At 68.1% G+C, this 26,447-nt stretch carries 23 protein-coding genes; 7 read left to right on the top strand and 16 right to left on the bottom strand.

What is annotated here, in order from left to right:
- Positions 1-42 precede the first annotated feature (42 nt).
- Positions 43-927 (top strand): UTP--glucose-1-phosphate uridylyltransferase GalU, encoded by an 885-nt coding sequence (galU, locus tag ACWMMN_RS07355; RefSeq protein WP_059234769.1) that lies wholly within the window; start codon positions 43-45, stop codon positions 925-927.
- A 52-nt stretch (positions 928-979) separates the two neighbouring features.
- On the opposite strand, the gene ACWMMN_RS07350 is transcribed toward galU, so the two are convergent.
- The 7 genes from ACWMMN_RS07350 to ACWMMN_RS07320 form a co-directional block, all read right to left on the bottom strand.
- On the bottom strand, positions 980-1,594 hold the full coding sequence (locus ACWMMN_RS07350; protein WP_059234771.1) for a DUF4136 domain-containing protein: 615 nt from the start codon (positions 1,592-1,594) through the stop codon (positions 980-982).
- 37 nt (positions 1,595-1,631) lie between these two features.
- Positions 1,632-4,019, bottom strand: a complete 2,388-nt coding sequence (locus ACWMMN_RS07345; RefSeq protein ID WP_340624047.1) for a CHASE2 domain-containing protein — start codon at positions 4,017-4,019, stop codon at positions 1,632-1,634.
- 10 nt (positions 4,020-4,029) lie between these two features.
- Positions 4,030-5,391: a FecR family protein gene (locus ACWMMN_RS07340; RefSeq protein ID WP_174994649.1), complete on the bottom strand. Its 1,362-nt coding sequence runs from the start codon at positions 5,389-5,391 to the stop codon at positions 4,030-4,032.
- Entirely contained in the window at positions 5,388-6,092 is a 705-nt protein-coding gene (locus ACWMMN_RS07335; RefSeq protein ID WP_006490421.1) for a response regulator transcription factor, read from the bottom strand. Before ACWMMN_RS07335 ends, ACWMMN_RS07340 begins: the two co-directional genes overlap by 4 nt.
- A gap of 268 nt (positions 6,093-6,360) precedes the next feature.
- Positions 6,361-6,795: a peptidase gene (locus ACWMMN_RS07330; RefSeq protein ID WP_174994650.1), complete on the bottom strand. Its 435-nt coding sequence runs from the start codon at positions 6,793-6,795 to the stop codon at positions 6,361-6,363.
- Positions 6,796-6,992: 197 nt separating this feature from the next.
- Positions 6,993-7,220, bottom strand: coding sequence for a sulfurtransferase TusA family protein (locus tag ACWMMN_RS07325; RefSeq protein WP_006402122.1), 228 nt, complete (start codon positions 7,218-7,220; stop codon positions 6,993-6,995).
- Between the two features lie 124 nt (positions 7,221-7,344).
- Positions 7,345-8,280 (bottom strand): LysR family transcriptional regulator, encoded by a 936-nt coding sequence (locus tag ACWMMN_RS07320; RefSeq protein ID WP_059234778.1) that lies wholly within the window; start codon positions 8,278-8,280, stop codon positions 7,345-7,347.
- A gap of 109 nt (positions 8,281-8,389) precedes the next feature.
- Between ACWMMN_RS07320 and ACWMMN_RS07315 the strand changes: the two genes are divergently transcribed.
- Complete coding sequence (locus ACWMMN_RS07315; RefSeq protein ID WP_486423162.1) at positions 8,390-9,910, top strand: CoA-acylating methylmalonate-semialdehyde dehydrogenase; 1,521 nt, start codon at positions 8,390-8,392, stop codon at positions 9,908-9,910.
- Between the two features lie 57 nt (positions 9,911-9,967).
- On the opposite strand, the gene ACWMMN_RS07310 is transcribed toward ACWMMN_RS07315, so the two are convergent.
- From ACWMMN_RS07310 to ACWMMN_RS07275, 8 genes are all read right to left on the bottom strand, one after another.
- A complete protein-coding gene (locus ACWMMN_RS07310) occupies positions 9,968-10,852 on the bottom strand; it encodes a MurR/RpiR family transcriptional regulator (RefSeq protein ID WP_059234782.1) in 885 nt (294 codons plus the stop codon).
- A 279-nt stretch (positions 10,853-11,131) separates the two neighbouring features.
- Complete coding sequence (locus ACWMMN_RS07305) at positions 11,132-12,304, bottom strand: Gfo/Idh/MocA family protein (protein WP_174994415.1); 1,173 nt, start codon at positions 12,302-12,304, stop codon at positions 11,132-11,134.
- Positions 12,305-12,335: 31 nt separating this feature from the next.
- Positions 12,336-13,262 carry a TIM barrel protein gene (locus tag ACWMMN_RS07300; protein WP_486423161.1) on the bottom strand — a complete coding sequence of 309 codons (927 nt, stop codon included), beginning with the start codon at positions 13,260-13,262 and terminating at the stop codon, positions 12,336-12,338.
- 39 nt (positions 13,263-13,301) lie between these two features.
- Positions 13,302-14,315 (bottom strand): bifunctional inositol 2-dehydrogenase/D-chiro-inositol 1-dehydrogenase, encoded by a 1,014-nt coding sequence (gene iolG / locus ACWMMN_RS07295; RefSeq protein WP_486423160.1) that lies wholly within the window; start codon positions 14,313-14,315, stop codon positions 13,302-13,304.
- A 59-nt stretch (positions 14,316-14,374) separates the two neighbouring features.
- Complete coding sequence (locus ACWMMN_RS07290) at positions 14,375-15,286, bottom strand: sugar phosphate isomerase/epimerase family protein (protein ID WP_486423159.1); 912 nt, start codon at positions 15,284-15,286, stop codon at positions 14,375-14,377.
- Positions 15,287-15,333: 47 nt separating this feature from the next.
- Positions 15,334-16,359, bottom strand: a complete 1,026-nt coding sequence (locus ACWMMN_RS07285; protein ID WP_059234792.1) for an ABC transporter permease — start codon at positions 16,357-16,359, stop codon at positions 15,334-15,336.
- A 27-nt stretch (positions 16,360-16,386) separates the two neighbouring features.
- Entirely contained in the window at positions 16,387-17,970 is a 1,584-nt protein-coding gene (locus ACWMMN_RS07280) for a sugar ABC transporter ATP-binding protein (protein WP_174994413.1), read from the bottom strand.
- A gap of 68 nt (positions 17,971-18,038) precedes the next feature.
- Complete coding sequence (locus tag ACWMMN_RS07275; protein ID WP_059234796.1) at positions 18,039-18,965, bottom strand: sugar ABC transporter substrate-binding protein; 927 nt, start codon at positions 18,963-18,965, stop codon at positions 18,039-18,041.
- 306 nt (positions 18,966-19,271) lie between these two features.
- Between ACWMMN_RS07275 and ACWMMN_RS07270 the strand changes: the two genes are divergently transcribed.
- The 5 genes from ACWMMN_RS07270 to ACWMMN_RS07250 all read left to right on the top strand — a co-directional run bounded on the left by ACWMMN_RS07270 (position 19,272) and on the right by ACWMMN_RS07250 (position 25,600).
- Positions 19,272-21,230, top strand: a complete 1,959-nt coding sequence (locus ACWMMN_RS07270; protein WP_059234798.1) for a bifunctional 5-dehydro-2-deoxygluconokinase/5-dehydro-2-deoxyphosphogluconate aldolase — start codon at positions 19,272-19,274, stop codon at positions 21,228-21,230.
- A gap of 46 nt (positions 21,231-21,276) precedes the next feature.
- On the top strand, positions 21,277-23,160 hold the full coding sequence (iolD, locus tag ACWMMN_RS07265) for a 3D-(3,5/4)-trihydroxycyclohexane-1,2-dione acylhydrolase (decyclizing) (RefSeq protein WP_486423158.1): 1,884 nt from the start codon (positions 21,277-21,279) through the stop codon (positions 23,158-23,160).
- A gap of 62 nt (positions 23,161-23,222) precedes the next feature.
- Positions 23,223-24,152, top strand: coding sequence for a myo-inosose-2 dehydratase (iolE, locus tag ACWMMN_RS07260; protein ID WP_059234801.1), 930 nt, complete (start codon positions 23,223-23,225; stop codon positions 24,150-24,152).
- Between the two features lie 36 nt (positions 24,153-24,188).
- Positions 24,189-25,007, top strand: a complete 819-nt coding sequence (gene iolB, locus ACWMMN_RS07255; protein ID WP_256085894.1) for a 5-deoxy-glucuronate isomerase — start codon at positions 24,189-24,191, stop codon at positions 25,005-25,007.
- Positions 25,008-25,105: 98 nt separating this feature from the next.
- Positions 25,106-25,600 carry a heme-degrading domain-containing protein gene (locus ACWMMN_RS07250; protein WP_486423157.1) on the top strand — a complete coding sequence of 165 codons (495 nt, stop codon included), beginning with the start codon at positions 25,106-25,108 and terminating at the stop codon, positions 25,598-25,600.
- 44 nt (positions 25,601-25,644) lie between these two features.
- Here ACWMMN_RS07250 and ACWMMN_RS07245 read toward each other — a convergent pair whose 3' ends face one another.
- Positions 25,645-26,391, bottom strand: a complete 747-nt coding sequence (locus tag ACWMMN_RS07245) for an SDR family NAD(P)-dependent oxidoreductase (RefSeq protein WP_059234807.1) — start codon at positions 26,389-26,391, stop codon at positions 25,645-25,647.
- Positions 26,392-26,447 lie beyond the last annotated feature (56 nt).

Below are 26,447 nucleotides of genomic sequence, written 5' to 3'. Positions count from 1 at the left end.
TAGACCGTCTGACAAGTCGATTACAGGAATAAAGGTTCGATCATGTTGAAAGTCACCAAGGCGGTATTCCCCGTTGCCGGTCTCGGCACGCGGTTCCTCCCGGCAACTAAGGCGAGCCCGAAGGAAATGCTGCCGGTCGTCGACAAGCCGCTGATCCAGTACGCTGTCGAGGAAGCGATCGCCGCCGGCATCACCGAGATGATCTTCGTCACCGGGCGCAGCAAGCGGGCGATCGAGGATCACTTCGACAAGTCGTACGAGGTCGAGGCCGAACTCGAAGCGCGCGGCAAGGAAAAGCTGCTCGAACTCGTGCGCAGCATCAAGCCGAGTCACGTCGACTGCTTCTACGTGCGCCAGCCGGAAGCGCTCGGCCTCGGCCATGCGGTGCTGTGCGCGGAGAAGCTCGTCGCCGACAACCCGTTCGCGGTGATCCTCGCCGACGACCTGCTCGACGGCAACCCGCCGGTCATGAAGCAGATGGTCGACGTGTTCGACCACTATCACAGCTCGGTGATCGGCGTCGAAGAGATCCCGCCGTCGGAAACGAAGTCGTACGGGATCGTCGACGGCAAGGAATGGGAAGAGTCGATCGTCAAGATGTCGGCGATCGTCGAGAAGCCGGCGCCGGAAGTCGCGCCGTCGAACCTCGGCGTGGTCGGCCGCTACATCCTGAAGCCGCGGATCTTCGAGCACCTGCGTGCGCTGAAGCCCGGTGCGGGCGGCGAGCTGCAGCTCACCGACGCGATCCAGGCGCTGCTCGCCGACGAACAGGTGCTGGCCTACAAGTATCAGGGCACGCGCTACGACTGCGGCAGCAAGCTCGGGTACCTGAAGGCGACGGTCGAATTCGCGCTGCGCCACCCGGAAGTCAGCGCCGAATTCGACGCGTACCTGCGCACGCGCGGCGGCACGCAACCGGCCGCCTGAACGCGGCAAGGGCTCGCCCCGGCGGGCCCGCCCTCACCACACCGGCCGGCGCTCAGCGCGTTTCGGCCGGCTTCACCGAGACGACGCCCGGCATCCCGCCCGCGTCGTCTTTTTTCGTCTTGACGAGCCAGCCGCTGCCGTCGCCGAACGGCAGCTTCGCGAGCGCGCTCTTCACGAGCGCGGGCGCGGCCTGCTGCGTGCCGGGGTCGCGATCGCGCAGCGCGGCCGACACGCGATAGACGTCGGCGCCCGATTTCGCATCGACGAAACGCAGCGTCAGCACATGGCGGTACACACGGCCCATGAACGGCAGCGCGAACGGCGCCGGCCCGTCGACCGTCACGCAGGCGCTGCTCGCGGCGCCGCACCGGTCGGCGCTCGTCGCGACCGACGCCGGCTGCGTCGCGTAAGCGATCGACAGCCGGTAGCGTGCGTCCTTGAGCGACTGCGCGTCGAAGCCGCGGTGCGCGAGTTCGTCGCGCACCAGCGTCTCGATCTGCCGGTACTCGGCATCGCCCGCCTGCGCGGCCGTCCGCGCGAATTCGTAGCCGTGCGCACCGGATGCAAATGCATTCGGCTGCCCGACCGCGCTCACGCCGCTCGTCACGCCGGCGCAACCCGTCAACAGCGACACCGCCAGCGCGGCCGCTGCCCATTCCTTTCTCATGGCTTTCCCCAAATGCCTGCCGTCGTGCCCGGCCCTGTCAGGCGGACGGCTCGTCGATCGCGGGCAGCGACACCGTCACCGCGGTGCCGACACCCACTTCGCTGTCGACCGACACGCTGCCCCCATGGCGCGTGACGACCGTCTTCACGAACGCCATGCCGAGCCCGGAACCCGAAATTTCGGGCCGCTCGCCGGCATGGAATCGCTTGAAACGCTCGAACAGATGCCGCTGATCTTCCGGCGCAATGCCGTATCCCTGATCGCGAATCGTACAGAACAACCGCTTCGACGCGTGCTCGACCGTCAGCGTACACGTGATCACCGTGTCGGACGGACTGTATTTGACCGCGTTGTTCAGCAGGTTCACAAAGGCGCGCGTGATCAGCGAGCGGTCCGCGCGCACCCAGCACATGTCGGTGCCGACGCCGGTCTCGACGCGGATATGCTTCGCCTGCGCCTGCGGCCACACCTCGTCGCTCGCATCGATCAGCACGTCGACGAGGCTCGTGATCTCGAGCTGGTAGACCTGCGACTCGGCGCGCGCCAGTTGCACGAACTCGTCGGCAAGCGACAGCGCGCGATGCGCATAGCGCTCGATCCGCGCGAGCAGCGCGCGCACCGCATCGGTCTCGACGCGGTCGCGCTCGATCTCGACGAGCGCGAGGATCGACGACTGCGGCGAGCGCATGTCGTGCGACAGCAGGTGCAGCGCTTCCTCGCGCTGCCGCTCGGCCGCGTGCAGCTCGGTCACGTCGACGAGGCCGGCGATCCAGCCCGTCACCCGGCCCTGCGCGTTCGTACACGCCGCGTAGCGTAACAGATGGTCGAGCCCGTCGCGATCGCGCACCTCGATGCCGCGCGCCATCGCATCGTGCTCGGCCTCGAGCGTCGGGTCGAGCACGGCCGGCCAGTGCTCGCGAATCGCCGCGTCGTGCTCGGCATTGCCGTCGACCGTCTTCATGAACGTCAGCTCGCCGAGCGCGGTGCGCAACGGCCGCCCTTCCGGCAGCGGCAGCGCGAGCCGCGAGCCGTAGCGCTTCGCCGCATGGTTCGCGATCAGCACGGTGCCGGCGAGGTCGGTCACGAAGATCGGCTCGGGCATGCTGTCGAGGCTGTCCCACACGAAGCGCTTCATGTCCTGCACGCGCTGCGCGGCCTGTGCCATCAGCGCCATCTGCCGCTCCAGCACATCGCCGCCGACACTGCGCGTGCGCGGCGCCTCGGGCAGCAGGTGCGGCTCGTCGGCGAGCCGCTGCAGCTCGCGGCGCAGGTACGACATCGTCATCTCGAGGCGCCGCCAGTTCCAGATCGGGTAGACGGCGACCAGCCCGAAGATCGCGGGGGCCGGCGACAACCAGATGCGCGCCTCGAACAGCAGCGCCAGGCTCGCCACGACGGCAAGCGCGGCCAGACTCAGGGTCAGCAGCAGCGAGCGCCACGGCGACAGCATCAGGAAGCCGCCGAGCAGTACGGCGAGCGGCAGCAGCGACGCGATGAACAGCCCCACGCGCGATGCAGGCGAGATCGCGCTGCCGGTCGCCAGCATGTCGAGCACGTTCGCATGGATATAGACGCCGGCAAGCGGGCCGAACTCGCCGGATACCGGCGTCGCGAAGCGGTCGTACAGCCCGGACGCCGTCACGCCGACGACGACGATCTTGCCGCGCAGCGCGTCGGGCTTCACGCGCCCTTCGAGCACGTCGTCGAACGACAGCGTCGGATACGCGGGCGTGTTGCGGCTGAACGGAATCAGGTAGCGGGCTTCGCCGGCCGCGTCGCGCGACAGGTCGTGCGCGTTCGGGCCGGGCGTGCCGCCGACCGGATGCAGCCGGCCGGCCTGGATTGCGCGGTACACGGGCACCATCAGTTGCGGCCAGCGCACGCGGCCGTCGCTTTCGAACAGCGCGACACTGCGCACGATGCCGTCGCGATCGACTTCGAGATTGATGTGACCGAGCCCCGTCGCGCGCGCCGCGAGCGCGGCGACCGGCGGATCGACGGACCGGGTGCCGTCCTCCTGCTCCGGGCTCAGCAGCACCGGCAGGAAGGTCGGCACATGGCTCATCGCGTCCGCGAACGCGCGATCCTCCGGCGACGGTTCGGTAAACAGCACGTCGTAGACGACCGCCGCCGGCTGCGCGCGCGCCAGGGTGTCGAGCAGCCGCGCATGCACGTCGCGCGGCCACGGCCAGCGGCCGAGCGCGGACACGCTCTGGTTGTCGATGTCGACCACCACCACGTCGGGCGACAGCGGCAGGCTGCGCAGCATCAGCAGCCGGTCGTAGATCAGCCCGTCGACGCTCGACGACAGCCGGCCGAGCGCGCACACGAGGATCACCGCGATCCCGAGGCAGCCGATCGCGATCCACTCGATCAGGAAGCGGCGGCCGAGCCGCCGCCGCGGGGAAACGGAGTCGGGTTTCATGCGCCGCGGGTCAGCGCGACAGCGTGAACGCGCTGACCGGACTGGTCTTCTCGTAGAACTTGCCGCCTTCGAATTCCTCGACGGTCACGGCCCAGAAATAGTCGCCCGGCGGCAGATGCGCGACGGTGAGCTGGCGCGCATGCAGGCCGACCTGGTCGACGACCGGCGCACTCAGGTCCTTCGAGCGCGACAGCACGAACCGGTAGCGCGCATCCTTGCCCGAACCGTTCGGCGACCAGCGGAACTCGTATCCGCCGGCGCCTTGCGACGCGCTCGCATCGAGGCCCATCACACGGCGCTCGAACGCGTAGGTCCGCGGACGCCCCTCGAGGCCGTTCGCATCGATCGCGGCGATCCGCACGAAGTAGTTCCCGTTCGGCACGTCGCGGAACACCGCGCGCGGCGAATCGGTGCGGGTTTCGCGGAACAGGTCGAGCAGCCCCGCGTCGTGCGCGAGCTGCACGCGATAAGCATGCGCCTGCGCGAGCGGTGCGACGTCGAACGCGACGTCGGGCTCGTCCTGCACCTTGTCCGGATGCGCGAGCGCGGGCGCGGCCAGCAGCTCGACGGGCGCGCCGACCGCGCCGGACGACGTCGCGACGCTGCCGAAATTCGCGTGCACGAGCGTCGGATCGGCCGCCTGCCGGCCGCCTGCGACGCCGACGGTGCCGTCGAGCACTTCGACGCGCGTCAATGCATTGCCGGCCGCGTCGTAGTTCACGCGAAAGTGCGTGCCGCGCACGCCGGCCACGACCGACGGCGAGCGGATCTGGAAGCGGTCGTCGCGTTTCTTCAAATGGGTGACTTCACTGTCGACCGAGCCGCGCGTGAGTTCGAATTCGCGATCGAGCGTGCCGGTCAGCACGGTGCGGCGCAGCGACTTCAGGTCGAGCTGGCTGTCGGGCGGCAGGCTCATGTGCGTGCCGTCGGCCAGCTCCAGCGTCACGAAGCCGTTCGGGCCCGTGCGCACGCGATCGCCTTCGGCGAGCGTCGCATCGTTCGCGAGCGGCGCGTAGGCGTCGCCGGACGCGCGTTCCGCCGTGCCCTGCACCGCGATCACGCGCGCGGTGAGCTTTTCCTTGCGCAGGCGCGCGACCGGCAGCTTCAGCGCGATGCCGGGCTGCAGGTGCTTCGGCGCCGGCACGCCGTTGATCTGCTGAAGCAGTTGCCAGTCGTCCGCACCCTGCAGGTAGCGCGCGGCGACGTCGTACAGCGTGTCGCCCGCCTGCGTGCGATAGACGACCATCTTGCCCGCGGCGGCAGGCGGCTGTGCCGCGGCCTGCTGCGCGGCGAACGCAACCGCGACCGCGCACGCCGCGCGCAGCGCCGCCGTGCGCAGGTTTGCCGTGCGCTGCGTGATTCGCGTGGTCACTCCGGTTCTCCCTGGCCGACCCGTTCGAGCCGGTAGCCGTACCCGTAGATCGGCGCCAGACGGTAGCCGTTCTCGGGCCGCAGGCCGAGCTTGGTGCGCAGCATCGAAATGTGCGTATCCATCGTGCGCGACGGAATGTCGGTCGCCTGCTTCCACACGAGATCGAGAATGTGCGCGCGCGACAGCGGCCGGTCGAGATGCTGGAACAGCAGCAGCGCGAGTTCGAATTCCTTTTGCGTGAGGCTCACGGCCTTGTCGCCGACGTACGCCTGCTTCAGGTTCACGTCGAAACGGAACTGATCGAATTCGCGGACCGTCGCCTCGGCATTGACCGGATACGCGCGACGCAGCAGCGAGCCGATGCGCGCGCGCAGGATCGGGCCCGACACGGGCTTGACCACGTAGTCGTCGGCGCCGGCGTTGAGGATCTGCGTGATCCCCGCCTCGTCGTCGCGGCTCGTCATGAAGATGATCGGCAGGCTGTGCTCGGTCTGGTTGGCACGCACCCACTTGAGCACTTCCTCGCCGGACATGTCGGGTACGTTCCAGTCGAGCACCAGCAGATCGAACGTCTCGCGCTGCAGACGCTTCTTCAGGGCCTTGCCTTCCTTGAACGCATAGCACGTATGGCCAACGGCCGTCAGCGTTTGACTGACGAAATCCGTCTGGGCCGGATCGTCATCCAGTACAGCAATTCTCATAGCACCCCGCAAATCGAAAGCGATTCGTCCATTCAGCTCCCGCGCCTGCCCCCGGCCGCGCAGCACGCACGCGGCATCCGGATATCGGCCGGCGAGCCGTCGTTCGCCGTTCGCGCCACCTGCGCAAACCGGCGACCCCGGCTAAATATCTCAAAAACGGGGCACGGACGAACCGGCGATTTCATCATAGTAGTATGAAATTCGCCAAGAAATTGCGCGGACTATCGTCCTTTCTTCGAATAATCCTTTCTGTTGCGCAATCGGACGCCTAATCGGCACCCGCGATGCCGGCCACCGGCTCGGCAAAATCGTCGGACGGCACGCGTGGCGACGGCGGCTCCGGCAGCGGCGGTTGCGCAAGCATCCGCTGCAGCTGGCCGCGCACCCGTTCCCACGCGCCGGCCGCGTAGTCGGGCTGGCCCGCCGCCCACGCCTGCGCCAGATCGAACACGCGTTCGACCGTCGCACCGCAGTAGGTCAGGCCCGAGCCGTCGTCCTGCGCGGCATCGCGCAGCCGTTCGTCGAGCCACTCGGCCAGCCACGGCATCTCGGCCGCGGCCGAATCTGCATACGCCTCCAGCGCGGCACGCGCGTGGCGGTCCTGTTGCGGATCGAGCTCGATCCGGCTCAATTCCGATCTGCGCGCGGGCGCAATGCTTTCCGCTCCGGACGGACTTCGAAGGGTCCCTGGTCTGAAGGACATGTCCTCTCCCCGTTGTACGACGGTAGCGTCAGGCATGGCCCCCGTGCCCGCCTTGCGACGTACCGTGGCCGGCGCCTCCGCTGGGAGCGGACGACCGGCCGGGTCAGTATACGCAGCCCGTCGCATGGCGAGGTTTAAGAATTGTCAGAGAGGCCCGGCCAGCGCGCGGGCGCGCGGCATGACGGACGATGCGGCCGTCAGCGGCGGCGCATCAGGAACACGAAGGTTTTGTCCTGCGTCGTCGATTCGACGATTTCGTTGCCGGTCTGCTTCGCGAACGCGGCGAAATCGCGCTGCGAGCCCGGATCGGTCGCAAGCACCTTGAGGATCTGTCCGCTTTCCATATCGGCGAGCGCTTTCTTGGCACGCAGGATCGGCAACGGGCAATTGAGCCCGCGCGCATCCACTTCCTTGTGAATCTGCATCGGCTTTCGACCTTCGAATGACGCGCCACACATGGCGCGGGAGGAAGCCGCGATTTTACCGCAGCGCCGCCGCGCCTGCCCGGGCCGCCCGCGGCCCGCGGCCCGGCGCCTGCGGGCGCCGCGCTCACGCGCCCGCGAAACCGCCCGCGAGCCGTTCGCGCAGGTGCCGCACGAGCGCGCGCACCGCGCTCGGCACGACCGGGCTGTACGGGCGGATCGCGAAGATGTGATCGCCGAACGCGCCCGACGGCCGCCAGCCGTCGAGCAGCGCGACGAGCCGTCCGGCGTCGAGATCGCGCTGCGCGCTGAAATCCGGCAGCAGCGCAATGCCGAGCCCGCCGAGCGCGGCCTCGCGCATCGCCTCGCTGTTGTTCGCCGCGAAACTGCCGCGCACCGGCACGCTCACGCGCTCGCGCCGCCGGCCGTGCAGCTCGAAGCTCCAGGCGGCCGGCTCGTTGTCGCGCAGGTAGCACAGGCAGCTGTGGTCGACGAGTTCGTTCGGATGACGCGGCGCGCCGCGCGCGTCGAGGTAGTCGCGGCTCGCGACGAGCAGCGAGCGCGTGTCGCACAGCTTCCACGCGACGTGGGTTTGCGGCGCGGTGGTCGTGTGACGGATCGCGAGGTCGAAGCCTTCCTGCGTCAGCGAATGCAGCCGGTCCGACAGGTCGAGCTCGATCTGCACGCCCGGATGCTGCCGCAGGAAATCGGGCAGGTGCGGCACGACCTGCTGGCGCCCGAGCGCGACCGGCACCGTCACGCGCAGCAGCCCGCGCGGCTCGCCGGCCAGATCCTTCACGCGCGCGAAGTGCTGGCCGATCGACTCGAACGCGTCGCGTGTGCTGTCGACGAGCGTCTGGCCCGCGTCGGTGAGCCGCACGCTGCGCGTCGTGCGGCGCACGAGCGGCACGCCGGCCGCCTTTTCGAGATCGGCGATGCGCTGGCTCATCGCGGCCTTGCTGATGCCGAGCCGCTGCGCGGCCGCCGTGAAACTGCCGGCCGCGGCCAGCACCGTCAGCGAATGGATATGCGGCCAGAGCGCCTGGACATTTTGCTGATTCATCCACTGATTATTCAGAATTCTGAACAGTGAATCAAGTTTCGCGGCCTTCTCCCGCCCTGCCGGTTTCCCTAGACTGGGTCCTGTTCCCCCCTCACCCCCAGGAGACACGATGAATCCGGTTCCCGCGTACACGTCCGACGCCGACGTCGGCCACTATGTCGACGGCGCGCCCGTTGCCGGCCGCAGCGGCCGCTTCCAGGACGTGCTCAATCCGGCGCTCGGCCGCGCGGTACGCCGCGTCGCACTCGCCGACGACAGCGAAGTGCAGCAGGCCGTCGCATCGGCCCACGCCGCGTTCCCGGCCTGGGCCGCGACGCCGCCGATCCGCCGCGCACGCGTGCTGCACCGCTTCCTGCAGCTGATGAACGAGCACCGCGACACGCTCGCGGCGATCATCACGGCCGAGCACGGCAAGGTGTTCTCCGACGCGCAGGGCGAAGTCGCGCGCGGCATCGACATCGTCGAATTCGCGTGCGGCGTGCCGCAACTGCTGAAGGGCGACTTCACCGACCAGGTCAGCACCGGCATCGACAACTGGACGATGCGCCAGCCGCTCGGCGTCGTCGCGGGCATCACGCCGTTCAACTTCCCGTGCATGGTGCCGTGCTGGATGTTCCCGGTCGCGATCGCGACGGGCAACACGTTCGTGCTGAAGCCGAGCGAGCGCGACCCGTCGGCCGCGCTGTTCATCGCCGACCTGCTCACGCAGGCCGGGCTGCCGGCCGGCGTGTTCAACGTCGTGCAGGGCGACAAGGGTGCGGTCGACGCGCTGCTCGACCACCCCGACGTGCAGGCCGTCAGCTTCGTCGGCTCGACGCCGATCGCAGCCTACGTGCAGCAGCGCGCGGTGCAGTCGGGCAAGCGCGTGCAGGCGCTCGGCGGCGCGAAGAACCATCTGGTCGTGATGCCCGATGCGAACATCGAACAGGCCGTCGACGCGCTGATCGGCGCCGCGTATGGCTCGGCCGGCGAGCGCTGCATGGCGATCAGCATCGCGGTGCTGGTCGGCGATTTGGCCGACCGGATCGTGCCGGCGGTGGCCGAGCGTGCGCGCCAGCTGGTGATCGGCGACGGCATGTCGCCGGAAGTCGAGATGGGCCCGATCGTCACCGGCGAAGCGCTGAAGCGCATCGAAGGCTATATCGAGCAAGGCGTGAACGAAGGCGCGCAACTGGTGGTCGACGGCCGCGGGCTGCGCGTGCCGGGCCGCGAGGCCGGCTTCTTCACCGGCGGCACGCTGTTCGATCACGTGACGCCCGACATGCGGATCTACAAGGAAGAAATCTTCGGGCCGGTGCTCGGCTGCGTCCGCGCGAAGGATTTCGGCGAAGCGGTCGACCTGATCAACGCGCACGAGTTCGGCAACGGCGTCGCGTGCTTCACGAGCGACGGCGGCATCGCGCGCGAATTCGCGCGGCGCATCCAGGTCGGTATGGTCGGCATCAACGTGCCGATCCCGGTGCCGATGGCCTGGCACGGCTTCGGCGGCTGGAAGAAGAGCCTGTTCGGCGACATGCACGCGTACGGCGAGGAAGGCGTGCGTTTCTACACGCGCCAGAAGTCGGTGATGCAGCGCTGGTCGTCGAGCATCGGCAAGGGCGCCGAATTCGCGATGCCGACCGCGAAGTAAGCCGGCCGGTGTGCCGCCCGCCGATCGGGGTCGCGGGCGGTACGCCGGCAGTCAAGGTCAACCGGCTTTCGAGCCGTGCGCGCCATCGGCGGTCGGCAGGTACGACAGTTCGAGCCGGTACGCGAGCGCGACGAACAGGCTCTGCGCGAGGCCCATCGTGGCCGTCAGCGCGCGAAAGCCGAACGTCTCGCTGTCCTGCACCATCAGCGTCACCTCGGCCTCCCGTGCGAGCGGGCTCATCCGGCTGTCGGTAATCGCGATCACGCGCGCGCCGCGCTGCACGGCCTGCTGCGCGACCTGGACGGTTTCCTCCGCATACGGCATGAACGAGATCACGATCATCACGTCGCCCTCGCGCACCGAGCGGATCTGCCCGAGATGCATGCTGCCGAGCGCGCTGAACAGCCCGATGCGCTTGTCGGTGTGCTGCAGCGCATAGTCGAGATACACGGCGATCGGAAACGCGCGCCGCGAACCGGCAATCCAGATCGCCTGCGTGTTCGCGAGCAGGTCGACGGCCTGCGCGAGCGCCTGCGAATCGAGCGTCTGCCGCAGCTGCTGCATGCCGGCAATGCTGCCCTTGATGAATTCGTCGGCGATCTGTTGGGGCTGCAGGCTCGACGAGCCCGCTTCGATCACGTCGCGCAGCCGCAGGTTGTAGGCACGCCCCGGCGCGATCTGCTGCGCGAGCCCTTCGCGGAACAGCCGCTGCATCTCCGAGAACCCGGAGAAGCCGAAGTGCTTTGCGAAACGCACGACGGCCGACGGCTGGACGCCGCACGCCTCCGCGAGCGACTGGATGCCTTCCAGCCCAAGCTGGTCCCGATGCGTTTCCACGTGGCGCGCAATCACCTTCAGGCGATTGCTGAGGCCGTCGTATTCCTGCGTCAGATGCTGCAGGAACTGCTCGACGGTGGCGGGAGGTTTCTCGGATGAACTCATCGGATAGCGCGAAGTTGACGGCCCCGATGCGCGCGATACTGGCAGGCGCGGCCCGGGACTCGACTGGATACATGCATGAAGGGCGAATTTAATCACGTTTGCGGCACGGCCCGCGCCGCGCGCTCGCTCCCACGCGCTCGATCATCACTTGCACACGCTCCACGGCAAGACTGGAAGCGATTGTCCAACGCTCTCGCGGCGTCGTAAAGATTAGGGTGTGTACCGAGGCCGGCTGTCGGCGGGCAACCTGGCGTCGCCCGCGCAGCCGGCCTGCCCTGCTCACCGATAGTCGACCCACACGCTGCCCGCGTCGGCGGAGCGCACGCAATTCTCGACCCAGCGGACACCTTCCACACCCGCATGAACGTCCGGATAACGGATCTGCTTCAATGCGTCGACGTCACCGCGATCGGCCGCATCCATCGCGAGCGCGAAGCGCGCGTAGAGATTGGACCACGCCTCGAACAGCCCTTCCGGATGCCCGGCGCCGATGCGGTCCTCGCGCAGTGCCGCCGGGTGCAGGTAGCCCATCCCGCGATCGAGCACCTGCGCGGGCTGCCCCTGCACTTCGTAGCGCAGCTGGTTCGGGTGCTCGTCCCACCATTCGACGCTCGCCTTCGAGCCGATCACGCGCACCTTCTGGCTGTGCATCGAGCCCGCGTTCACCGCGCTCGACCACACATAGCCGACCGCGCCGGTGTCGTATTCCATGATCGTGAACGCGTTGTCCTCGAGCGGTGCGCGGCTCTTCACGAAGCTCTGCCGCGAACACATCAGCCGCCGGATCTTCAGCCCGGGCACCATCACCTCGGAGATGTACAGCGGATGCGTGCCGATGTCGCCGAGCACGTAGCTCGGGCCCGCGAACTTCGGGTCGACGCGCCAGCGCGCGGCCGCGCTCGCGGCCTCGACGCCCTCGCTGTGGAACCCGTGTGCGAACTGCATCTGCACGATGCGGATCTCGCCAAGATCGCCGCGGGCGATCATCTCGCGCGCCTGTTCGATCATCTGGTGTCCGGAATAGCCGTACGCGACGCCGACGATCCGGTTCTTCTCGACCGACAGGCGCTGCAGCGCCTCGGCCTCCTCGGTCGTGAAGCACAGCGGCTTCTCGCAGACCACGTGCAGCCCCGCATGCAGCGCGGCGCGGCAGATCTCGAAATGCGTGTTGTTCGGCGTCGCGATCGACACCGCGCGGATACCGTCCGGGCGGCGCGCCTCGGCGTCGAACATCGTCGCGTAGTCGGGATAGCAGCGCTCGGCCGCGACGCCGAGCTTCACGCCAAACTGGCGGCCGCGTTCGGGGTCGATGTCGAATGCGCCGGCGACCAGCTGGAAGCTGCCGTCGCGCAACGCGGCCGACCGGTGGCTGTAGCCGATCTGGCTGCCGAGCCCGCCGCCGACCATGCCCCAGCGAATCGAATGTCCAAGCAGAATCTGTCCGTCAATCATGATGGTGGTGTTCCTGGTGCGGGTTCAGGGGTCATGCAAAACCGGCCGACGCGAGAAACGCGCGGCTCGCGGCGACGTCGCGCAGGCTCGTGCCGGCATTGCGCGGATCGCGCTCCTGTTCGATCGTGATGTATCCGGCGTAGCCGATGTCGTCGAGCGCCTGGCGGATCGAACGGTAGTCGAGCACGCCGGTGCCGATCGGGCACATCACGCCGCGCGCGCATGCGGCGAAGAACGCGATGTGCTCGCCCATCACCGTGCCGTACACGGCCGCGTCGATATCCTTGAAATGCACGTAGTCGAGACGCGCCGCATGGCGACGCAGCCACGTTTCCGGGTCCATGCCCGAGTAATGCAGGTGGCCTGTGTCGAGACAGAGGCCGGCCGTGTCGGCGGGAATATCGGCGACGATCCGGTCGATCTCGTCCGCGAACTCGATGTAGCCGCCCGCATGCGGATGGATCACCGCGCGCACGCCGAATTCGTCGCGTGCGATCGTCGCGATCTGCCGGATATGGTCGACCATGCCCGCCCAGCGCTCGCCGGACAGCCGCGGCGCGCGATCGGCATGACCGGCCGCGTAGTCACGCTCCTCGTGCCCCCAGTCCATCACGACCAGGTATGGCGCCGCGTAACGCTGGCCATCCTGCGTCGGCAGCTTCGGCAGCCGCGTGATCAGCGCGCAGATGTCGCGCGTCTGGCGCAGCAGGTTCGGCAGGTTCTCCGGCGACACGAGATCGTCGAAGATCGTGCCGGCGGTGATGCTCAGGCGCTGCCGCTCGAGTTCCGCGCTCACCACGTCGAGTTCGAGCGGAATATAGCCGTACGGCCCGAGCTCGATGCCCGAGTAGCCGGCCTGCGCGGCCTCGGCGAGCACATGCCGCCACGGCGGCAGATGCGGGTTCTTCACGTCGTCGACGCCCCAGCAGCACGGGGCGCAACCAATCTTCATCGTCATGTCGGTCTTCCCGGCAGGTCAGCGGCGCGCGGCCTCGGGTCAGCCGCGATAGAACGCGGGACGCTCGGCCATCGCGATCGGCTCGACCGCGCCGCTCTTTTGCGCCCGCACGCAGGCGTCGGCCGCGACCGCCGCCGCGTAGCCGTCCCATGCGGACGGCCCGGTGAGCGCGCCCTGCCGCACGCCGTCGATGAACGCCTGCAGCTCGACGTCGTACGACGCGATGAAACGCTCCTTCCAGTCGGTCATGATCTCGACCGACTGCCGCGCCGCATGCTTGAGCCCGACGGCCGGCGGATCGGGCAGCTTCGCGATGCCCTGCTCGCCGACCACCTCGCACTGGATGTCGTAGCCGTACTGGCAGTTCACGAAGATCTCGACGTCGATGCGCACACCGCTCGCGGTTTCCAGCAGCACGATCTGCGGATCGGCGAGATGCGCGGACGCATGGCGCGTCTTCTTCGGATAGACGACCTGCGTGCTCGTGTAGTCCTCGCCGAGCAGCCAGCGCAGCACGTCGAGTTCGTGAATCAGCGTATCGGTGATCGCCATGTCGGTCGTGTAGCGCTCGCCGACCGACTGGTTGCGGTGCGCGCAATGCAGCATCAGCGGCGCGCCGATCTCGCCGCTGTCGATCACGCGCTTCAGCGCGCGATAGCCGTCGTCGTACGGCCGCATGAAGCCGACCTGCACGAGCCGCTTGCCGTGCGCGACTTCCGCTTCGACGATCCGCATGCAGCCGTCGGCCGTCACCGCGAGCGGCTTCTCGCAGAACACGGGCTTGCCGTGCGCGATCGCGTCGAGCACGAACGCTTCGTGCGTCGGCCCCCACGACGTGACGAGCACGGCCTGCACGTCGGCAGCCGCGACCACTTCATGGCCGTCGCCGTAGATCTCGGCATCGAGGCCGTATTTCGACACCGCGTCGCGCGCCTGCTGCGGATCGATGTCGTTGACGGCCACGACGCGTGCACCGGACAGCGTGCGGGTCAGTCTGCGGATATGGTCCTGGCCGATCGCGCCGCAGCCGATCACGCCGATTTGCAAGGTCATCTACGAGTCTCCAGTCGTTCATCAGCGGCGCGGCCCGTGCCGCGCCGGTCAGCATTGGGTCAGCGCGCGGTGCGATCGAAATGACGATCGACGTAGCGCTGGATCGTGTCGCGCATGTAACGCGACGACACTTCCGCGCGGTCCTCCCACGCGAACACGCACGACGACATCACGCCGTCGAAGCCTGCCGCGCCGAGGGCGCCGAAAAACAGGTCCCAGTCGATCTCGCCCTGCCCGATGTCGAGATGCTGGTGCACGCGGATCTGGGTCGAGCCGGGCGGGTTCACGATGTAGCGCAGCTGGCTGCTCTTGCGGTGGTCGAAGGTATCGGCCACGCGCACGTGCGCCAGGATCGGCGCGGCCTGCGCGATCATCACGGCCATGTCGTCGCCGTAGTAGAACGTGTGCGGCGCGATGTACGACAGCTTCAGCGACGGCGAAGCGAGATTCGTGACGATGTCGATCGCCGGCTGCAGCTGCTCGATCCAGTCCTCCGGATGCGGCTCGACCGACAGCACGATGCGTTCGCGCTCGAGGATCGGCAGCAGCTCGTCCATCGACCGGAACCACGCGGCCTCGCACAGCTCCTTCGGGTTCGCGCCCGGCCGCTCGCCGACCGAACGCTCGGGCGACGCGCCGCGCCCGAACTCCGACACCATCAGCGTGCACTCCATCTCGACCGCCACTTCGATCGCCTTCTTCCAGCACCGTACGGCCCATTGCCGCTCGTCCTCGAACGGGCTCGCCCAGCGGTACATCGGCTGCAGCGACGCAAGGCCGACGCCGCTCGCACGCATCGCCTGACGGAACGCGGCCATGCGCTCGCGCGTCGCGCGCGGCATCACCCACCAGTCGAGAAAGTCGCTGCGCGGCGACAATTCGATCTGGTCGTAGCCGAGCTCGGCCACCGCGTGCGGCAGCCGGTCGAGCGGCAGGTGGCGAATCATGTAAGGGTCCAGCGCGATCTTCATCAGGCTTCCTTCGCGAATGCGGTTACCGGCTCGACGCGTGCGTCCGCTCAGCGGCGCGTCTTCTTGTTGCGGTACTGGTCGGCGATCACGGCCGCGACGATGATCGCGCCCTTCACCATCTCCTGGTAATACGCGTCGATGCGGATGAACGTGAAGCCCGACGTCATCACGCCGAGGATCAGCACGCCGATCACGGTGCCCGTCACGCGGCCGAGGCCGCCCGACAGCGACGTGCCGCCGATCACGACAGCCGCAATCGCATCGAGCTCGTACATCACGCCCATGCCCGACTGGCCGGAGATCGCGCGTGCCGCGGTCACGGTGCCTGCGATACCGCTCAGGAGGCCCGCGATCGCATAGACGAAGATCAGGTGGCGCGTGACGTTGATGCCCGACACGACGGCCGCGTGGCGGTTCGCGCCGATCGCATAGGTATACTTGCCGAAGCGCGTGTAGCGCAGCACGACGTGGAAGATCGCGGCGATCACGAGGAAGATGATCACCGGATTGGCGCCCGCGCCGATCGCCGCGAACGGGTCGGTCAGCATCGACACCGGCATCCCGTTGGTGAACCACTTCGCGAAGCCGCGCGCGGCGACCATCGTGCCGAGCGTCGCGATGAACGGCGGGATCCCCGTCATCGCGATCAGCGTGCCGTTCAGCAGGCCGACCAGCAGCCCGACGCACACGCCGGCCAGCACCGGCCAGATGATCGGCAGGTCGGTCAGGTGCGGAAACACCGCGCGCGGGAAATCCGACACCTGCGCGAGACTCGCCGATACGACGGCAGCGGCGGCAACGACCGATCCCGACGACAGGTCGATCCCGCTGGTGATGATCACGAGGTTCACGCCGACCGCGATGATGCCGATCACGGCCATCTGCAGCACGATGATCTCGAGCCGCTCGGCGTTGAACAGGAAGCTCTGGCCGACGACGATCCAGCCGACGATCTCGAAGAACAGGCTGATGCCGACCAGCACGAGGAAGATGCTCAGCTCGGGCGGCCACTTCGTGTGCCGCGACTTGAGTGTCATGGTCTGCGCATCCGCGACCGGGTTCAGGTTGCCCATTTCAGTTGTCTCCAATCTTGTTACGGCTCAGCGCGACGCGAGATCCATGATGCGGACCTGGTCGGCGTCCTTGCGATCGACGATGCCGGTCATGCGCCCTTCGTGCATCACCATCACGCGATCGCTCATCCCCAGCACTTCCGGCATCTCCGACGAGATCATCAGCACCGCGACGCCCTTGCCGGCGAGCGCGCTGACGAGCCGGTGGATCTCTGCCTTCGCGCCGACGTCGATGCCGCGCGTCGGTTCGTCGAGGATCAGGATGCGCGGCTGCGTGAGCAGCCAGCGGCCGATCAGCACCTTCTGCTGGTTGCCGCCCGACAGGTTCTGGATTTCCTCGTGCAGCCCCGGCGACTTCACGCGCAGCGTCCGGCTCATTTCCTCGCAGTCGCGCTTCAGTTGCGCCTGCTGCACGAAGTTGAATTTCACGTAGCGGCTGCTGAGCACGGCCGCTTCCATGTTCGCGAGCAGGTCGAGATTCAGAAAGCAGCCGCTGTCCTTGCGATCCTCGGTGAGGAACGCCATCCCATGCTTCATCGCCTGTGCGGGCGTCGCGATCCGCACCGGCTTGCCGTCGATGCGAATCTCGCCCGACGTGGCCGGCACGACGCCGAACAGCGCCTCCGCGACGTTCGAGCGCCCGGAGCCGACGAGGCCCGCGACGCCGAGGATTTCTCCGGCGCGCAGCTCGAAGCTCACGTCGCGGAACACGCCGTCGACGCCGAGATCCTTCACCGACAGCACGACATCGCCGATCGGCACTTCCTCCTTCGGGAACATCTGCGTGATTTCGCGCCCGACCATCATGCGAATGATGTCGTCGCGCGTGACGTCGCTCGAGGCATGCGTGCCGATGTACTTGCCGTCGCGGAACACCGAGAACTCGTCGGCGATCTCGAACAGCTCGTTCATCTTGTGCGTGATGTAGACGATGCCCTTGCCCTGCTCGCGCAGCTGGCGAATGATCCGGAACAGGTGCGTGACTTCCTTGTCGGTCAGCGCGGAGGTCGGCTCGTCCATGATCAGCACGTCGGAGTCGAACGACACGGCCTTTGCGATCTCCACCATCTGGCGGCTCGCGACCGTCAGCGTGCGCACGTCGGTTTCCGGATCGATATCGATCGACAGCCGCTCGAACAGCGCGGCCGTGCGGCGGCGCAATTCGGCGTGATCGATCAGGCCGAAGCGGTTCTTCGGTTCGCGGCGGATCCAGATGTTCTCCGCGACCGTCATGTACGGCATCAGGTTGAGTTCCTGGTGGATCATCGCGATCCCGCGGTCGAGCGCATCGAGCGGGCCGTTCAGCACGACCGGTTCGCCGTTGATCAGGATCTCGCCCTGGTCGGGCGTGTAGACGCCCGCGATGATCTTCATCAGCGTGGACTTGCCGGCGCCGTTCTCGCCCATCAGCGCATGAACGGTGCCTCGGCGCACGCGGAACTGCACGCCGTCGAGCGCGACGACGCCGGGAAAGGACTTGCCGACGCCGCGCACCTCGAGCACGCAGTCGGCCGCGGAAGAAGCCGGCGCACCGGACTGGCCGGCCGCGCCGGACGAAGCGGCCGGCGCGTCGCCGCCGGCCATCGGGCGCGCGACTCTGGCTGTAAACATGGACGTTCCTCGACAAGTCGCGCGCGAACCCTGCCGTGCCGGGCCCGCGCAGTTCAACGGATCACCGGTCAGTGCTTCGCGTACTGGCTCATGTTCTCGGGCGTCACGAGCTCGAACGGCACGTTCACGTAGCGGTCGACCGGCTGCTTCTTCGCGAGCTTGAGCGCGGCGGCCACCGCCTGCGCACCCTGCCCGGCCGCATTCTGGTAGACCGACACCTTCAGCTCGCCGGCCTTCATCGACGCGAGACCGTCCGGCGTCGCGTCGATACCCGCGACGACGGTTTTCGGCGTCAACTTGCGCGCGGCCTTCAGCGCATTGATCGCGCCGATCGCCATTTCGTCGTTGTTCGACACGATCGCGTCGAACTTCGTCCCGGAGCTCAGCCAGTTCATCGTGATGTCCTGGCCCTGCGTGCGGCTCCACTTGCCTTCGCGCTTGTCGACGATCTTCATGCCCGAGCAATCCTTCGTCGCGATCACGTCCTCGATGTCCTTGGTGCGGGCGCGCGCCGATTCGTTGGACAGCTCGCCCATCAGCACGAGGAGGTCGCCCTTGCCGCCGAGCAGCTTGCACACCTGGCGCGCCTGCAGCGTGCCCGACTGCTTCTCGTCGGACGCGACGACCGCGACACCCGCCGGCAGCTTGTCGAAGTCGACCGGCTTGCGGTTCACGTAGACGAGCGGAATCTTCGCGGCGGTCACCATCTTCGTGATCTTCGGCGTCGCGTCGGTATCGACCGCGTTCACGATGATCGCGTCGACCTTCTGCGCGATCATGTTCTGGACCTGGCTCAACTGCTTGCCGACGTCATTGCCGCCGTCCTCGATCTGCACCGTCGCGCCGTCCTTCTTCGCCGAATCGGCGATGCTGTTGCGCAGGATGGTCAGGAACGTGTCGTCGAACGATGCCATCGTCACGCCGATCTTCTCGGCATGCGCGAGCGGCGCAGCCAGGATCGCGGCGGCCGCGACGGCCATCAGCTTGGTCTTCATGATCAATCTGTCTCCTCATCTCCGGGGGGCGGAAGACGGCGCGTTGCGCGCCGCCGGGCCGAGTCCGATACGGACTGAAGCATCCGGATGAAACTGTAGATCACTTCCTTGAAAATTTGGAAATTTATTTCTACGTGATTTCACCTAGGGAACTGGATTTCCAAAAAGTCTAGACTGCGTTCGTAGCCCGATTTCCTGCGGCAGGCAGTCCCGCGTCGTGCAGCGCACGTTGCGGACCGTGGCCACAGGATCGGTCCCCTAATCTGCCGGCAGCGCCGAACGCCGGCCGCGAGCGTGACACGTGATATGAGCCTGCTGAACTTTCCGAGTGACCGCCCCATCGATCTCGCCTGCCTCGGCCGCGTGGCCGTGGATCTCTATGCGCAGCAGTACGGCAGCCGCCTCGAAGACGCGCGCAGCTTCCAGATGTATCTCGGCGGCTCGTCGGGCAACGTCGCGTTCGGCGTCGCCCGGCTCGGGCTGAAGACCGCGATGATTTCGCGCGTCGGCGACGAGCAGATGGGCCGCTTCCTGCGCGAAACGCTCGAGCGCGAAGGCTGCGACACGAGCCAGCTGCAGACCGACCGCGAGCGCCTCACCGCGCTGGTGCTGCTCGGGCTGAAGGATCGCGACACGTTTCCGCTGCTGTTCGTGCGCGAAAACTGCGCGGACATGGCCGTGCGCGCCGACGAGATCAGCGAGGATTTCATCGCCGGTTGCCGCGCGCTGGCGATCACCGGCACGCACCTGTCGACACCGGCCACGCGCGAAGCGTCGCTGACCGCGCTCGGCTATGCGCGCCGCCACGGCGTCGTGCGGATCCTCGACATCGACTACCGCCCCGTGCTGTGGGGCCTGACCGCGCGCGGCGCGGGCGAAAACCGCTACGTGCCGGACGCGCAGGTGACGCGGCAACTGCAGCAGGTGCTCGGCGAATTCGACCTGCTGGTCGGCACCGAAGAGGAATTCCTGATCGCGGGCGGCGTGCCGCACGACCTGACCGGGTCGTTGCGAGCGGTGCGCGCGATCACGAACGCGACGCTGGTCGTCAAGCGCGGCGCGCTCGGCTGCTGCGTGATCGAAGGCGGCATTCCGGCCAGCATCGACGACGCGCCGACCTTCCTCGGCGAACGTGTCGAGGTGCTCAACGTGCTCGGCGCGGGCGACGCGTTCCTGTCGGGCCTGCTGTCGGGGCTGCTGCGCGGGCGCGACTGGGGCGAATCGACGCGCATCGCGAACGCGTGCGGCGCGATCGTCGTGTCGCGCCATGCGTGCTCGGCCGCGATGCCGACGCCGGCCGAACTCGCGCACTGGTTCGACGGCAGCCGCAATCCGGTGGTCGACGCCGACCGCACGCTCGCGCACCTGCATCGCGTGACGGTGCCGCGCCGCGAATGGGACGACCTGTGCGTGATGGCATTCGACCATCGCAGCCAGTTCTACGAACTCGCGGTGCAGGCCGGCGCGGACGAAGCGCGGGTCAAGACGCTGAAGCGGCTGCTCGTGCGTGCGGTCGAGCAGGTCGAGCGCGATCGTCATATCGAAGGCCACGTCGGCGTGCTGATCGACGGCGGCGCCTACGGCAGCGACGCACTCGCGTCGGCCACCGGGCGCGGCTGGTGGGTCGGCCGCCCGGTCGAGCTGCCGGGCTCGCGGCCGCTGCGGTTCGACGAAACGCGCTCGGTCGGCTCGTCGCTCACGCACTGGCCGACCGAACAGGTCGTGAAGTGCCTCGTCCACTATCACCCCGACGACGACGTCGACCTGCGCGTCGAACAGGAACAGCGCGTGCTGGAACTGTGGGAAGCCACGCGGGCCAGCGGCAACGAACTGCTGCTGGAAATGATTCCGCCGCGCGCGGTCACGCCGGCCGGCACCGAGGACGACGCGGTGCTGCGCACGGTCGCGCGCTTCTACAACCTCGGCGTGAAGCCCGAATGGTGGAAGCTCACGCCGCTGAGCGCGGACGGCTGGACACGGCTCGCCGCGCTGATCGCGGAGCGCGACCCGCACTGCCGCGGCGCGGTGATCCTCGGCCTGAACCAGCCGCTGCAATACCTCGTCGACAGTTTCCGCTCGGCGACCAACCCGATCGTCAAGGGCTTCATGGTCGGGCGCACGCTGTGGGCCGATGCGTCGCTGAACTGGTTCGCCGGCCGCATCGACGACCAGGCGCTGATCGACGAAGTGGCCGGCAATTTCGCGCAACTGGTCGACGCGTGGCTCGGCCGCCGCGCCGCCGCGCGCGCCGCCGCAGCAGCCTGATGACCGTGCCCGTGACGACCACCCGATTCCTCTCTATCGACCGACGATGACCACCACCGTGAGACTGACCGTCAGCCAGGCGCTCGTGCGCTACCTGGCCGCCCTGCGCGCCGAAGTCGTCCAGCCCGACGGCCGGACCGAAATCCTGCCGTACTGCGGCGGCGTGTTCGCGATCTTCGGCCACGGCAACGTGGCCGGGCTCGGCGAAGCGCTGCATGCCGAGCAGGACCGGCTGCCGACGTTCCGCGCACACAACGAGCAAGGGATGGCCAACGCGGCCGTCGCGTTCGCGAAAGCGAATTTCCGCCAGCGGATGATGGCCGCGACGTCGAGCATCGGCCCCGGCGCAACCAACATGCTGACGTCGGCCGCGCTGGCGCACGTCGGCCGGCTGCCGCTGTTGCTGCTGCCCGGCGACGTGTTCGTGTCGCGGCTGCCCGACCCGGTGCTGCAGCAGGTCGAGGATTTCGAACAGGGCGACGTCAGCGCGAACGACTGCTTCCGGCCCGTGACGCGCTACTTCGACCGCATCACGTCGCCCGAGCAGCTGCTCGTCGCGCTGCCGCGCGCGATCCAGGTGATGACCGACCCCGCGCAGTGCGGCCCGGTGTGCCTCGCGCTGCCGCAGGACGTGCAGACCTTCGCATACGACTGGCCCGAGGATTTCTTCGCGCCGCCGGTGATCCGGATGCGCCGTCCGCCGGCCGACGCGCTCGAACTCGCCGACGCGCTCGACGTGCTGAAAGCCGCGAAGAAGCCGCTGATCGTCGCTGGCGGCGGCGTGCTGTACAGCCAGGCGTGGGACGCGCTGCGCGCGTTCGCCGACACGCACGGCGTGCCGGTCGCCGAATCGCAGGCCGGCAAGGGCAGCCTCACGTGGGATCACCCGCTGAACCTCGGCTCGATCGGCGTAACGGGTTCGCCCGCCGCGAACCGCGCGGCCGCGCAGGCCGACGTCGTGTTCGCGGTCGGCACGCGGCTGCAGGATTTCACGACCGGCTCGCATGCGCTGTTTGGCAACGCGACGCTGCTGAGCCTGAACGTGCAGCCGTTCGACGCCGGCAAGAAACGCGGCCGGCAATTGATCGCCGACGCACGCACGGGCCTCGGCCAGCTGTCGGCCGCGCTGGCCGGCTGGCATGCCGACCCCGCGTGGACGGCCTCGAATCGCGACCAGGCCGCCGCGTGGAACGCGCGCGTCACCGAGCTGACGACGCGCATTCCGGCGGACACGCTGCCGTACGACGCGGAAGTGATCGGCGCGGTGCGCGACTCCGCGGCCGACGCGGGACGCGACAGCGCACGCGACGATCTCGTCGTCTGCGCGGCCGGCACGCTGCCGGCCGAATTGCACAAGCTGTGGCGCAGCGGCGTGCCGGGCAACTATCACATGGACTATGCGTACTCGTGCATGGGCTACGAAGTCGCAGGCGGCCTCGGCGCGAAACTCGCGCGGCCCGAACGCGAAGTGATCGTGATCGTCGGCGACGGCTCGTACATGATGCTCAACGCCGAACTCGCGACGTCCGTGATGCTCGGCCGCAAGCTGATCGTCGTGATCCTCGACAACCGTGGCTACGGCTGCATCGAGCGGCTGCAGCTGAACTGCGGCGGGGCGAGCTTCAACAACATGCTCGACGACTGCGTGCCGGAAGGCGGCGAGCGCTCGACGATCGACTTCGCGATGCATGCCCGCGCGATGGGCGCCGAAGCCGTGCACGTGCGCGACATCGCCGAGCTACGCCGGGAAATGACGCGCGCCCGCGCAGCGAAGAAGAGCCAGGTGCTCGTGATCGACACCACGCACCGGCGCACGACCGACGACGGCGGCGCGTGGTGGGAAGTCGCGGTGCCGCAGGTGTCCGAACGCACCGGCGTCGACGCCGCACACCGCGCGTATCTCGACGCGAAGACCCGGCAGCGGCGTTGACTACGAACGCTGTCCACGAACCCGCCCCGCACACCCCATCATTCGAACCAAGGAAGCACGTCATGAGCTGGAACGTCCGCATCGGCATCAATCCCCTGTCGTGGATGAACGACGACCTGCCGTCGCTCGGCGGCGAGACGCCGCTCGAAACGGCACTGAAGGAAGGCGCCGAAATCGGCTATGCGGGCTTCGAGCTCGGCAACAAGTTTCCGAAGACGGGCCCCGAGCTGAAGGCGAAGCTCGCCGAGTTCGGCCTCGTGTGCGTGTCCGGCTGGTATTCGGGCTTCCTCGCGGAAGTCGCGCCGGGCATGAGCGACGCCGACGCGGTCGCGGCAGAGATCGAGCGCTGCCGCGCGCACATGACGAAGCTGCAGTTCAACGACGTGAAGGTCGTCGTCTACGGCGAATGCGCGGGCACGATCCAGGGCAACATCGAGACGCCGGTCGCGAAACGGCCGCGTTTCGTCGACGACGCAGCCTGGCAGCGCTACGCGGCGCGCCTCGATGCGTTCGGCGCGCACCTGCTCGACACATACGGGATCAAGCTCGCCTACCATCACCACATGGGCGCATACGTCGAGTCGCCGGACGACGTCGACCGGCTGATGGCGTTGACCGACCCGGCGAAGGTGTTCCTGCTGTTCGACACGGGCCATGCGTATTTCGGCGGTGCGACCGATCCGGTGACGCTGCTGAAGAAGCACGTGTCGCGTGTCGCGCACGTGCACTGCAAGGACGTGCGGCCGCAGGTCGTCACGCAGGCGCGCAACGACGGCTGGAGCTTCCTGAACGGCGTGATCAACGGCACGTTCACCGTGCCGGGCGACGGTGCGCTCGATTACGACGCGACGCTGCGCACGCTGAAGGACGCCGGCTACGAAGGCTGGCTCGTCGTCGAGGCCGAGCAGGATCCGGCCGTCGCGCCGAGCTATGCCTATGCGAAAAAGGGCTACGAGTCGCTGCGTGCGATCGTCGACCGGTTGAGCGCGTGAGCGCGTGAGCCCTACCCTATTGCGGAGCCCCTCCCCATGACGATTTCTCCCCTGCTGGTCAAGGCATCCGCCGACCGCGAAATCTGCAACGTCACGCCCGAATCGGCCGGCTGGAAGCATGTCGGCTTTCGCGCGCTGCGCCTGAAGGCCGGCGACGCCGAAACGCTCGACACCGGCACGCGCGAGCTGTGCGTCGTCGTGCTGACGGGCACCGTGCGTGCCGAAGTCGACGGCGCAACCTACGATGCGCTCGGCAAGCGCGACAGCGTGTTCGAGGAGGTCTCGCCGGACGCGCTGTACGTGCCGGGCGGCAAGCGCGTCACGCTGGTCGCGACGCGCGATGCGGAAATCGCGCTGTGCACCGCGCCGTACGCGAGCGGCGACAAGCCCGTGCGGCGCCTCGACGGCGAACGGATGCGCCGCTCGGTGCGCGGGCAAGGCACCAACACGCGCTACGTGTGCGACATCCTGATGGGCGACAACCCGGCCGCCGACCGGCTGCTCGTGGTCGAAGTCGTGACGCCGGCCAGCCATTCGAGCAGCTATCCGCCGCACAAGCACGACCGCGACGCCTCGCCCGACGAAACCTCGCTCGAGGAAACCTACTATCACCGGATCGACCCGCCGCAGGGCTTCGCATTCCAGCGCGTGTACACGGACGACCGCAGCCTCGACGAAGCATGCGCGGTCGAGAACCACGACGTCGTGATGGTGCCGCGCGGCTACCATCCGGTCGTCGCGCCGCACGGCTACAACCTGTACTACCTGAACGTGATGGCCGGGCCGAGCCGCGCGTGGGCGTTCAAGAACGACCCCGCGCACGAGTGGATGCTCGACGCGGCGCCAAAACGCTGACATGCCGCAGCACTGAACGGACGACGGGCCCGCGCGCGGCCCGTGACGATGCGACGCCCGGCACGCGCACACTGAGCCGGCGACGCCACGGAGCCGCCATGGTGACGACCCTCTTTCGCCTCGAACCCCATCCCTTCGACGACGACGCGTCGAATCCGGCGCTGCCGCGCTTCAATGCGGCCGTCGCACGCCAGATCGGGGAAATCGCGGTCAACCTCGCGACGCGGCGCGGGCTGCCGATCGCGGTGAGCATCGTCGGCGAGGAGGCGCCGCTGTTCTACTGCGCGCTCGACGGCAGCGATGCAAACGACAGCGACGCGATCCGCCGCCGGCAGAACACGGTGCTGCGTTTCGGCCTGAGTTCGCTCGCGGTCGGCGCGCGCTTTCGCCGCGCCGGCTGGTCGCTGCAATCGCAGGGCTTGTCGGACGACGACTATGCGCTCGACGGCGGCAGCGTACCGTTGCGGATCGCCAGCGCAGGCATCGTCGGCGCGATGACGATCGCAGGGCTCGATTCCGAAGACAATCACGCGCTCGTCGTCGAGAGCCTGCAGTGGCACGTCGGCACGAACGCGCTGGCGATGCTCGCGTAACGGCGCGATCGGCGCACGCGCGCCGATCGCGCAATCCCGCCGGATCAGTTCAGCCCGCCGCTCACGACGAGGTGCTCGCCGGTCAGCCAGCGGGCATCGTCCGATGCGAGGAACACGGCCACCGACGCGATGTCGTCCGGCTCGCCGAGGCGGCCGAGCGGCGTCTCGCTGCGCACCTGCTTGTCGAGATCCGAGCCGATGAAGCCCGCGCTGTGCGTGCCTTCGGTCACGATCATGCCGGGGTTGATCGCGTTCACGCGGATCTTGCGCGGGCCGAGTTCGAGCGCGAGCACGCCGGTGATCGCGTCGACCGCGCCCTTCGTGCCGCTGTACACGGCGCTGGCCGGCGGCGTGATGCTGGTCACCACCGAGCTGATGTTGATGATGCTCGCGCCTTCGCCGAGATGCTTGACGGCCGCCTGAGTGGTCAGCAGCACGCCGAACACGTTCGTGTCGAACTGACGGCGATAGTGCTCTTCGGTGATCGCTTCGATCGGCGCGAATTCGTACACGCCGGAATTGTTGACGAGCACGTCGAGACGGCCGTACGTGTCGATCGCCGTATCGACGATGCGTTGCGCGTCGGCCGCCTTCGACACGTCGCCACCGACCGCGACTGCACGGCCGCCCGCTTCGACGATCGCGCTCACGACCGCATCGGCGCCCGCCTTGCTGCTCGCGTAGTTGACGACGACCGACGCGCCTTCGACGGCCAGTGCCTTCGCGATTGCCGCGCCGATGCCCTTCGATGCGCCCGTGACGATCGCTACCTTGCCTGCCAGCTTGCTCATGATTTCATTCCTCGGTCAGAAGACGTTCGATGGTTGGCGCCGGCTGCCGCGCTGAT

The organism is Burkholderia cepacia complex sp. TUM26381 (assembly GCF_057439935.1).
The sequence above is the reverse complement of the archived record's forward strand: the minus strand, read 5'-3'. Positions and strand labels throughout refer to the sequence as shown.

What these genes read in the sequence shown, in the direction of transcription:
- galU (WP_059234769.1), top strand. Translation starts at nt 43, where the DNA reads ATGTTGAAAGTCACCAAGGCGGTATTCCCCGTTGCCGGTCTCGGCACG.
- ACWMMN_RS07350 (WP_059234771.1), bottom strand. Translation starts at nt 1,594, where the DNA reads ATGAGAAAGGAATGGGCAGCGGCCGCGCTGGCGGTGTCGCTGTTGACG.
- ACWMMN_RS07345 (WP_340624047.1), bottom strand. Translation starts at nt 4,019, where the DNA reads ATGAAACCCGACTCCGTTTCCCCGCGGCGGCGGCTCGGCCGCCGCTTC.
- ACWMMN_RS07335 (WP_006490421.1), bottom strand. Translation starts at nt 6,092, where the DNA reads ATGAGAATTGCTGTACTGGATGACGATCCGGCCCAGACGGATTTCGTC.
- ACWMMN_RS07330 (WP_174994650.1), bottom strand. Translation starts at nt 6,795, where the DNA reads ATGTCCTTCAGACCAGGGACCCTTCGAAGTCCGTCCGGAGCGGAAAGC.
- ACWMMN_RS07325 (WP_006402122.1), bottom strand. Translation starts at nt 7,220, where the DNA reads ATGCAGATTCACAAGGAAGTGGATGCGCGCGGGCTCAATTGCCCGTTG.
- ACWMMN_RS07320 (WP_059234778.1), bottom strand. Translation starts at nt 8,280, where the DNA reads ATGAATCAGCAAAATGTCCAGGCGCTCTGGCCGCATATCCATTCGCTG.
- ACWMMN_RS07315 (WP_486423162.1), top strand. Translation starts at nt 8,390, where the DNA reads ATGAATCCGGTTCCCGCGTACACGTCCGACGCCGACGTCGGCCACTAT.
- ACWMMN_RS07310 (WP_059234782.1), bottom strand. Translation starts at nt 10,852, where the DNA reads ATGAGTTCATCCGAGAAACCTCCCGCCACCGTCGAGCAGTTCCTGCAG.
- ACWMMN_RS07305 (WP_174994415.1), bottom strand. Translation starts at nt 12,304, where the DNA reads ATGATTGACGGACAGATTCTGCTTGGACATTCGATTCGCTGGGGCATG.
- ACWMMN_RS07300 (WP_486423161.1), bottom strand. Translation starts at nt 13,262, where the DNA reads ATGACGATGAAGATTGGTTGCGCCCCGTGCTGCTGGGGCGTCGACGAC.
- iolG (WP_486423160.1), bottom strand. Translation starts at nt 14,315, where the DNA reads ATGACCTTGCAAATCGGCGTGATCGGCTGCGGCGCGATCGGCCAGGAC.
- ACWMMN_RS07290 (WP_486423159.1), bottom strand. Translation starts at nt 15,286, where the DNA reads ATGAAGATCGCGCTGGACCCTTACATGATTCGCCACCTGCCGCTCGAC.
- ACWMMN_RS07285 (WP_059234792.1), bottom strand. Translation starts at nt 16,359, where the DNA reads ATGGGCAACCTGAACCCGGTCGCGGATGCGCAGACCATGACACTCAAG.
- ACWMMN_RS07280 (WP_174994413.1), bottom strand. Translation starts at nt 17,970, where the DNA reads ATGTTTACAGCCAGAGTCGCGCGCCCGATGGCCGGCGGCGACGCGCCG.
- ACWMMN_RS07275 (WP_059234796.1), bottom strand. Translation starts at nt 18,965, where the DNA reads ATGAAGACCAAGCTGATGGCCGTCGCGGCCGCCGCGATCCTGGCTGCG.
- ACWMMN_RS07270 (WP_059234798.1), top strand. Translation starts at nt 19,272, where the DNA reads ATGAGCCTGCTGAACTTTCCGAGTGACCGCCCCATCGATCTCGCCTGC.
- iolD (WP_486423158.1), top strand. Translation starts at nt 21,277, where the DNA reads ATGACCACCACCGTGAGACTGACCGTCAGCCAGGCGCTCGTGCGCTAC.
- iolE (WP_059234801.1), top strand. Translation starts at nt 23,223, where the DNA reads ATGAGCTGGAACGTCCGCATCGGCATCAATCCCCTGTCGTGGATGAAC.
- iolB (WP_256085894.1), top strand. Translation starts at nt 24,189, where the DNA reads ATGACGATTTCTCCCCTGCTGGTCAAGGCATCCGCCGACCGCGAAATC.
- ACWMMN_RS07250 (WP_486423157.1), top strand. Translation starts at nt 25,106, where the DNA reads ATGGTGACGACCCTCTTTCGCCTCGAACCCCATCCCTTCGACGACGAC.
- ACWMMN_RS07245 (WP_059234807.1), bottom strand. Translation starts at nt 26,391, where the DNA reads ATGAGCAAGCTGGCAGGCAAGGTAGCGATCGTCACGGGCGCATCGAAG.